Annotated in this window: 1 protein-coding gene and 1 pseudogene; both read right to left on the minus strand. The window is 34.6% G+C overall.

All coding sequences use genetic code 11. The annotated features are described in order from the left end of the window. Positions 1 to 183 (minus strand): annotated as a pseudogene (locus SM447_RS29370) (transposase); the annotation flags it as partial. Between the two features lie 74 nt (positions 184 to 257). Next, positions 258 to 657: shikimate dehydrogenase family protein (locus tag SM447_RS29375; protein ID WP_474576117.1), on the minus strand; the 400-nt coding region annotated here is incomplete at its 5' end.

Genomic DNA, 657 nt, shown 5'->3' on the forward strand with positions numbered 1-657 from the left:
GATTTTGTCTGATAAAGTCATTAAGGAGTTCTTTATATTGCTTCTGATATTGGTAATCAGCTGGATTACATCAATAAACAGCATTTTTGCTAAGTCTTTTCCGATATAGTCTTTATTGGCAAAAAGTTTTCCAAATATTTTATCTAGGAAGCGTTTTTGTTTTAGAGGTGTTCTATCATCATCACTAGCTTGTGTGTGATGGTAAAAGTTAAACTTTTGGTCAAAGAAGCATACTCAAAATCATTTTATAACTTGGTTTAGAAAGCATCTTTTGCTTTCCAAATTTCCCAAGATTTTTCGGCTTGTAGAATAAGCATTTGTAATCCATTACAAGTCGTACTTCCTCTTTCGACTCCTTTTTTTAGAAAAAGCGTTTCTGCTGGGTTGTAAATAAGGTCGTATAGAATATGGTTTTCTGTAAGATACTCATAAGGAATGTCCGGACATTGATCCACATTTGGATGGGTTCCCAGAGGGGAGCAATTAATAATAAGATGATGTGATGCTAATAGTTCTTTATTCAGGTCGCCATACGCAATTCTATTCTGATCGGTATCCGGTGTTCTTGAAACAAAGGTGTATGCAATATTCAAAGTTTTGAGTGCATAAGCTACAGCTTTAGAAGCACCACCTGTTCCCAGAATTAATGCTTTTTTT

The organism is Micromonospora aridisoli, from assembly GCF_056150025.1.